This is a genomic window from Acinetobacter sp. WCHAc060006 (assembly GCF_004209135.1).
Taxonomy (GTDB): Bacteria; Pseudomonadota; Gammaproteobacteria; order Pseudomonadales; family Moraxellaceae; genus Acinetobacter; species Acinetobacter cumulans.
In genome coordinates, this window is sequence record NZ_SGSS01000008.1 from 131,728 (window position 1) to 138,284 (window position 6,557).

Below are 6,557 nucleotides of genomic sequence, written 5' to 3' on the forward strand. Positions count from 1 at the left end.
TACTGTTTATAAAAAATATTTAATAGAATTAAAAAAATTAGATGCAACAATTACATACAGTTTTAAAGCTAAATAAGCATAAAATTCGTGCTAATCTAAATTAAAAAGAGAAAGATAAATTTTAGCCTGTGTTTTATTGCGTTGAGTGTATTTTTCTTGAACAGAGTATTTTATTAATAAATGAAAACTATCAACTGATAAATTTTAATTATAATTGTACATGGGGTCGATAGTGCTTAAGTCTAATCTCCTAAAGTCTATCTAGGACTAAAAAAAAACACATGATAAAACATCATTATTACTGATCTACAACGCAGCTCAATGTGTTCAGATCACAAAATGGATAAGTAATTTAATTAGAATTCGGGTAAGAAAAACGTGTCTACATCAGTATTAGTAATTAACTGCGGGTCTTCTTCAATTAAATATGCGTTGGTTTCTGAACGTCGTGAAGACCGTATTTTCGGTTTGGCGGAAAACCTAGGCTCACCTGAAGCTCGAATCAAAGGAATTACCACTGGTGGTGAAGCACTTGAACTGTCTATTCCAAATGCTGATCATGAAAAGGCACTAGAAACCATTCTTGAGCGCTTAGCACATCACAACCCACAAGCGATTGGTCACCGTGTTGTACATGGTGGCACTCTTACCAAAGCTGAATTACTGACACCTGAAATTATTGAACGTATTCGTGAAGCAACGCCACTTGCACCACTTCACAACCCAGCGCATTTGGTTGGTATTGATGCCACTATGCGTTTATTCCCACACTTGCCACAAATTGCAGTATTTGATACAGCATTCCACCAAACTATGCCGTCGCATGCATACCGTTATGCACTGCCTAAATTCCTCTACACCATGCACAACGTACGTCGTTATGGCTTCCATGGGACCAGTCATGCTTATGTATCAGAACGTGGCTCGCAACTTGCAGGAAGCTTCAAACAAGGTGGTTGGTTAACAGCACACTTAGGCAATGGTAGTTCAACCTGTGCAATTTGGAATGGCCAATCTGTAGATACCTCTATGGGTCTCACTCCTCTTGAAGGTGTGGTGATGGGCACACGTAGTGGTGATGTCGACCCAAGTATCCATAGCTTCTTGGCATCAAACTTAGGCTGGGATATTTATAAAATTGATAAAATGTTAAACAGCCAATCTGGCTTACTTGGCTTATCTGACCTTTCCAACGACATGCGTACGCTAATTGAAGCAGCAGATGAAGGCAATGAAGATGCAGCACTTGCAATTGAAGTCTTCTGCTACCGTTTAGCCAAATCTTTAGCAGCACTGAGCTGTGGCTTACCACGTATTGATGGCTTGTTCTTCACTGGTGGGATTGGTGAAAACTCAGCACTCATTCGTGAAAAAACCTTGGCCTACTTACCACACTTCGGTTTTAACTTGAGTAAAGAAAATAATAATGCATTAAAACGTGGCACTGAAGGACGTATTGATGCAGGTACAGGCCCACAAATTTGGGTCGTTCCAACCGATGAAGAAGGCCGTATTGCCAAAGAAACAGAGCATGTAGTGGCAGCATTGGAGCGCCCTACAACAAAAAAGTCTGAACCAGAAACTGAAGTTGCATAAGCAACTTCGGTGTTCATTTCAGCCCTTGCTTTAACATATTTTAAAACTTAGCTTTTTTTGATTTTGACATTATGAAAACGATTTTACTTGTACCCACTGGGGAAAGCGTAGGTTTAACCTCCGCATGTTTGGGCCTAATTTATGCGTTGGAATGCCAAGGCATTAAAGCTGGTTTTTTAAAACCTTTTGCACAAGAAGCGCAAAGCACGACAGATCGCACAACTGCGCTTTACCGCCACCTTTTTAGCAATGAAACAGTTGAACCGATTGCTTATGCAGAAGTTACACGTCGCTTAAGTCATGATGAAAATGATGAACTGCTAGAAGATGCTGTTCGCCTACACCGTGAAATTGCAAAAAAGCATGATCTGATTATTGTTGAAGGCTTAGTGCCGAATAACCGTGATGCTTTTGCTTCAGAGCTTAATGCAGATCTTGCCAAAGCACTCGATGCAAAGGTGGTGATTGTGAGTACGGCTGATATTCGCAATCCTACAGAAACACTTGAAAAAATTGAAACACAAGTACGTACTTTTGGCGGTGCAAACAATGCACGCGCTGCAGGTGTATTGTTCATGCGAACCAAAGGCCTGCCTGAAAGCGCAGCTCAAGTGCCGGTAACACTTGATCCAAGCTTACGTTTAATTAGCGATAGCACTCAATTTGCAAATCAGCTACAAGCATTAAATGCACATATTGGTTCTGAAAACTTTCCAATTATTGGCCTCGTCCCTTTTAGTAATACCCTGAGTGTGCCACGTATGTCTGATCTTGCATCGCATATTGCCGCACACTGGATTAACGAAGGCGAAGCCAAACAACGTCGCGTATTACATAGCAGTTTGATTGCATCGAATATTGAGCATGAGCTACATAAATTTGTGGCGGGTGAGCTGATTATTAGTGCATCTGACCGTATTGATGTGTTATTGGCAAGTAGCCTTGCAAGTAGTAACGGTATTCCATTGGCTGGTTTAGTGCTCACAGAACACCATGCGCCCAACGAAAATGTTTTAAATTTCTGTCAAACCGCAATCAAGCAAGGTTTGCCTATTTTGCATACCCCGCTCAGCACCTTTGACACCGCCGAAAAACTAGCGAAGCTGAGTAACGAAATTCCAGTCGATGATACGGAACGTGCCGAGCAAGTGACACGTTTTGTGTCGAGTCATATTGACCCTGAATGGATTACTCAGTTGATCAATGGCTCTTATAAGCCTCGCCTTTCGCCTTCGGCATTCCGCCATGAATTGGTACAAAAGTCGATTGCAGCCAAAAAACGAATTGTATTGCCTGAAGGTGATGAGCCACGTACGGTACAAGCCGCTGCCATTTGCCAAGCACGTGGTATTGCTCAATGTGTACTATTAGCCAAACCAGAGGTTGTGGTTGAAGTAGCGAAGGCACGTGGTATTGAGTTACCACACGATCTTGAAATTATTGATCCAGACTTAATTCGCGATAACTATATCGAGAAAATGATTGAACTTCGCAAAGGCAAAGTGAACGAGCTTCAAGCCCGTGAACAGCTACAAGACACCGTTGTATTGGGTACGATGATGCTGGCGCTCGATCAAGTCGATGGTTTGGTTTCAGGTGCCGTACACACCACAGCCAATACTGTACGTCCTGCATTTCAGCTCATTAAAACTGCACCAGACTATTCATTAGTATCTTCTGTATTCTTTATGCTGTTGCCAGATGAAGTCTATGTATATGGCGACTGTGCGATCAATCCAGATCCAAATGCAGAGCAATTGGCTGAAATTGCAATTCAATCTGCAGACTCTGCCAAAGCCTTCGGTATTGATCCACGCATTGCGATGATTTCTTACTCAACAGGTACATCGGGTGCTGGTGCAGATGTTGAAAAAGTTGCTGAAGCAACGCGTATTGCGCAACAGCGCCGCCCTGATCTGCTTATTGATGGCCCATTGCAATACGATGCTGCATCTGTAGAAAGTGTTGGTCGCTCTAAAGCACCAGATTCTAAAGTAGCTGGCCGTGCCAATGTGTTTATTTTCCCAGACTTAAATACAGGCAACACGACTTATAAAGCGGTTCAACGCTCTGCTGATGTGGTGAGTGTAGGTCCAATGTTGCAAGGCTTGAACAAGCCGGTGAATGACTTGTCTCGTGGTGCATTGGTTGACGATATCGTCTTCACGATTGCCCTCACTGCTATTCAGTCTGAGCAACAAGCAGCTCAATAATCTTTAATACCCAGTTTTCCAAACCATCCAATTAAACAATTGGATGGTTTTTTTATGTGGATTTCGTATAAGTAATTTATGTTAAATTATTTTATTTAATAAAATGACCAAGTTGATTTCGTGTTAATTCAGGTAGATTTAAACTTATATTACTATTTTTTAATACATAAACTTTATTCTTCTCTAGTATTTCGATTGTTTCTAGCAAATCATTAATTACAGCACTTAAGTCAACTTCATAGACTTCACAAAGAACAAACAAATGTTCAATGTTGAAATTCATGTGTCCAGATTCTAATTTTGACATACTAGATTTATTAATTTTAACAAGATTAGCAGCTTCATATTGGTCTAACTGCCTATTGGATCTATATGTGCTAAATAATTGACCTAAAACACAATTTAAATTAGTTTGATAAATGAAATTATCCATAAGAGAAAGTAAAAAAACCTATAAATTTACTATAAATATATAGAAAAAAATAAATTCTAAAAGATATTTTTTTTAAACTAAGAATTTTTCAAATAAAGCAAAGTTTCTAAAATAGAAATTTTGCTTTATTTGAAATCTGATTGTATTATACATTTTAATTACGATTTGTTTGGAAATTCCATGAAACAAAAATTACCTAGATATGAAATGCATAAATATTGGGGGAAAAAACCACCTCAAGATCTTGCTAGACTTCTAGAAAAATATACTAAGGTAAATGATTTAGTATTTGACCCCTTCTCTGGGTATGGAGTGTTTGCTTGTGAAGCTATTTTACTAGGTAGGAAAGCGATAAGTCATGATCTAAATCCTGTGGCAACTTTCATTCAAGAACAATTGTTAAACCAAGATATAGATTTAAAAAAATTTAAAATTGAAATAGAAGCCATTCTTTCCGAAGTAGAAAAAGACGTAGGTTCCGTATATCAAACAGTATGCCCTCTATGTAATTGTCCAGCACCTATCACAGCTAGTTTAAGAACTAAAGAAGACGTCCTTTTAGTGAACAAAATCTCTTGTGATTGTTCAAGAGCTGCCATTGAAAAAAATGTAGATGATAGTGATCTCCAACAAATTAAGGATATCGAAAGTCATATAGAAATTCCGAAACATCCGAATACATTACTTATTCGGAATGGTCGAATAAGTGCTAAAGAGGGTATGTATACAGATCATTTATTTACTAAACGAGCACTTTTAGTTCACACCAAGATTTGGAAAAAATTAAAAGAAATTGATGATTTAAGTATTAGAAATTTAGCTCTATTTGCTTTTACATCTAACTTAGCCAATTGCTCACGCTTAGTTCCACCTATAAAAAGTAGAGGGGCTATGTCTGCTGGAGCATGGATGACTGGTTTTTATACAGGTGAAACATACATAGAAAACAATGTCTTACACTACTTTAAAAATAGATTTAAAAAAGTTTTAAATGGGAAAAAAGACTTTTTAGGTAGCTTAAATGGAAGAATTAATAAAGTAGAGGATATTAACGATTTATATGTTAGCTCTAATGGTGGTTATGCCATTTTAAATGGAGATGCAAAAAAATTAACCATTCAAGATGAAACTGTTGATTATATTTTTACTGATTTTCCTTATGGAGATTCTGTACCATATTTTGAACAAAGTATCCTTTGGAATACTTGGTTAAATTTTGATGTGCAATATCAAGAAGAAATTGTAATTAGTGACAGTAAACAGCGTGAAAAAGATCAAGTTAATTTTGCCAAGGATATTCGGCAAGCAGTAGAAGAAATTTATCGGGTTTTAAAGTTCCAAAGTTACTTTACTTTTACATTCCATTCATTAGAAGGACGTGAATGGTATGCTCTTATAAAATCTTGTTTAGATTGTGGCTTTGTCATTGAAAATATTGAGGAAATGACTCAAAAAACTTTACCGCCAAGACAGTTGAATAGAGCTGTAACTATTAAAGGTGACATGTTAGTGACCTTTAAAAAGGTAAATAAAAATCGTGAAATTACTTATCTATCAGAAGATCAGACATTGAGTTGCTTTGATGAGATTATTCAATCTGATAAAAGTTTTTCAGAAAATTATTCTTTACTAATACAACATTTCTTTAAAAATTCACTGATTTTTAGTGAAATCAACATGTCTGAAGAAATATTAAAACGGATGAAATAAATTAAAAAATATGGGGGGAACTCCCCCATATTAAGTAATTATTATTACTTTTTATTTTATAACGATAACTGACAAGGCATTTACTTTATAAGTCCCATTGAATGTTGGATCTTTTTGATATTTGTACTTAATAGTCATCAAATTTTGAGAAGTTAGATTATTAATTAAATTATCAACCTTTAGCTTAATATCCGTTAGATTTCCTTTCAGTGGTCTTGGATCTTCATATGAATCCTTATAGGCTAAAAAAATATAAAATCTATTATTATTTTTGAATAATCTTTCACCTTGATATTTATAATTCCACCAACACGCCTTTTTTAAATTCTGTTCTGTTTCTTTAACTAGTTGAGAGCGACTGAGTGTAATGTTTGTAAGAAAGGTACTGATAGATGGATCTACAGATGCATATTTCTTAAGTTCATTGATCAAGTCAAGCTTTGTGAACTGACCATAATTTGGTAAAGAGTATTTCTTTTTTACTGACTTATAAAACTCTTTAATTTCTTGAATTTCTGTAACATTTGCTCCAACCACATAGTCATCATCTCCATTTGCTGGGACTAAACCTGATTTAAGTAAATTATAATACTCTTCTGATAGGT

General features: G+C 36.6%; 5 protein-coding genes. 3 read left to right on the forward strand and 2 right to left on the reverse strand.

The window, feature by feature from the left end; all coding sequences use genetic code 11:
* Positions 1-378: 378 nt before the first annotated feature.
* Entirely contained in the window at positions 379-1,596 is a 1,218-nt protein-coding gene (locus EXE29_RS06965; protein WP_106985158.1) for an acetate/propionate family kinase, read from the forward strand.
* Positions 1,597-1,667: 71 nt separating this feature from the next.
* A complete protein-coding gene (gene pta, locus EXE29_RS06970; RefSeq protein WP_120364237.1) occupies positions 1,668-3,809 on the forward strand; it encodes a phosphate acetyltransferase in 2,142 nt (713 codons plus the stop codon).
* A gap of 91 nt (positions 3,810-3,900) precedes the next feature.
* On the opposite strand, the gene EXE29_RS06975 is transcribed toward pta, so the two are convergent.
* Complete coding sequence (locus EXE29_RS06975) at positions 3,901-4,242, reverse strand: helix-turn-helix domain-containing protein (protein WP_106985156.1); 342 nt, start codon at positions 4,240-4,242, stop codon at positions 3,901-3,903.
* Positions 4,243-4,422: 180 nt separating this feature from the next.
* On the opposite strand from EXE29_RS06975, the gene EXE29_RS06980 reads away from it, so the two are divergent.
* Positions 4,423-5,952 carry a DNA methyltransferase gene (locus tag EXE29_RS06980; RefSeq protein ID WP_106985155.1) on the forward strand — a complete coding sequence of 510 codons (1,530 nt, stop codon included), beginning with the start codon at positions 4,423-4,425 and terminating at the stop codon, positions 5,950-5,952.
* Positions 5,953-6,003: 51 nt separating this feature from the next.
* Here EXE29_RS06980 and EXE29_RS17475 read toward each other — a convergent pair.
* Positions 6,004-6,557 (reverse strand): hypothetical protein (locus EXE29_RS17475; protein ID WP_165382485.1); only part of this gene is annotated, 554 nt, incomplete at its 5' end.

What these genes read in the sequence shown, in the direction of transcription:
- pta (WP_120364237.1), top strand. Translation starts at nt 1,668, where the DNA reads ATGAAAACGATTTTACTTGTACCCACTGGGGAAAGCGTAGGTTTAACC.
- EXE29_RS06975 (WP_106985156.1), bottom strand. Translation starts at nt 4,242, where the DNA reads ATGGATAATTTCATTTATCAAACTAATTTAAATTGTGTTTTAGGTCAA.
- EXE29_RS06980 (WP_106985155.1), top strand. Translation starts at nt 4,423, where the DNA reads ATGAAACAAAAATTACCTAGATATGAAATGCATAAATATTGGGGGAAA.